The 1,001-nt window shown below is 42.4% G+C and carries 3 protein-coding genes; all 3 read left to right on the top strand.

Features of this window, described 5'->3' with window-relative positions; all coding sequences use genetic code 11:
• Positions 1-104: 104 nt before the first annotated feature.
• Positions 105-293 carry a hypothetical protein gene (locus DWY31_RS08420; protein ID WP_118520054.1) on the top strand — a complete coding sequence of 63 codons (189 nt, stop codon included), beginning with the start codon at positions 105-107 and terminating at the stop codon, positions 291-293.
• Positions 268-609: an ankyrin repeat domain-containing protein gene (locus DWY31_RS08415; protein WP_118520052.1), complete on the top strand. Its 342-nt coding sequence runs from the start codon at positions 268-270 to the stop codon at positions 607-609. The genes DWY31_RS08420 and DWY31_RS08415 overlap by 26 nt, the downstream gene beginning before the upstream one ends.
• A 33-nt stretch (positions 610-642) precedes the next feature.
• On the top strand, positions 643-1,001 hold a 359-nt coding region (locus tag DWY31_RS08410), incomplete at its 3' end, for a hypothetical protein (protein ID WP_147364896.1).

Here is a 1,001-nt window from a genome sequence, read left to right as displayed (position 1 = left end):
AAATTAAGAAATTCTTTCGGATTTTTTAAGCTTTTCTGTAACAAAACAAGAGCAACAAACGTTATTATATATATAACATCATTTTATGCAAAGTGGGGAAAGATATGCAAAAGAGAAGAAAAGGAATAGTAGCAGTAATGGTTCCGGCGTTATTGCTGACCGGCTGTATGCGGACTGCGATGAACAGCCCGGAATGGAAATTGCGGGAATCGATCGAGACATCGAATTTACAGGGAGTGAAAGAAGCCATTCGGGATAAGAAGCTTTATGATGGAAACACTGGACGCAAGTGACGAATCGGCTGCGAAAGCACTGGAATGTGCGGTGAATCTTGGCGATTACAGTATGGTGAAGAAGCTGATAAAAATCGGCGTGGATATGAATCAGGAGATTTCGCCGGATGGTGATGCCGAGTCGGCAGGCGATGAGGACGAATCAGCAGTAAAACATACCGTTCTGCATGCAGCGGCAGAGTGTACAAGCGAAGATATTGCAAAGTATCTGGTGAAACACGGAGCGGATGTGAACAAGAAGGACGGTGATGGGAATACGGCATATGACATTGCGAAGGAAAATCAGTTTTTTTCGGATGTTGATTTTTTAAAGTAGGAGTGTTTTGGGTGAACACAAAGTAGGACGGCTATGAAAAAGAAGAGAAAGAGTTTATGGATCGTGTTAGTTTTCCTGTTGGTAATTATTTATCTGGCTGGATATTACCTACTCTGGATGCGGACGAATCCGATCAGTTATTATTCGGAGAAAGCAAAAGGAAATTACAATTTCAGCAGGGTTCTCCATAACGCAAGAACCGGTGATGCGAGAATGTTGGCAATGCTGGGAGATAAGACATATTATTATGACTATTCGGATAAGAAACTAAGAACTGTGGATTCGAAAAGTGGAAAACTTCGGTCGGCGCTGGAAGATGCAGGAACTTATACGAATGGAAAATACATATATGTGAATTCCTGGGATGCTCTGCGCCAGTATGATGCGGATGG

The sequence above is a fragment of the Dorea sp. AF24-7LB genome (assembly GCF_003478575.1).
GTDB lineage: Bacteria > Bacillota > Clostridia > Lachnospirales > Lachnospiraceae > Dorea_D > Dorea_D hominis.
The sequence above is the reverse complement of the archived record's forward strand: the minus strand, read 5'-3'. Positions and strand labels throughout refer to the sequence as shown.

Bases quoted from the DNA above. Each gene is read 5' to 3' on its own strand.
- DWY31_RS08415 (WP_118520052.1), top strand. From the start codon at position 268: ATGATGGAAACACTGGACGCAAGTGACGAATCGGCTGCGAAAGCACTG.
- DWY31_RS08420 (WP_118520054.1), top strand. From the start codon at position 105: ATGCAAAAGAGAAGAAAAGGAATAGTAGCAGTAATGGTTCCGGCGTTA.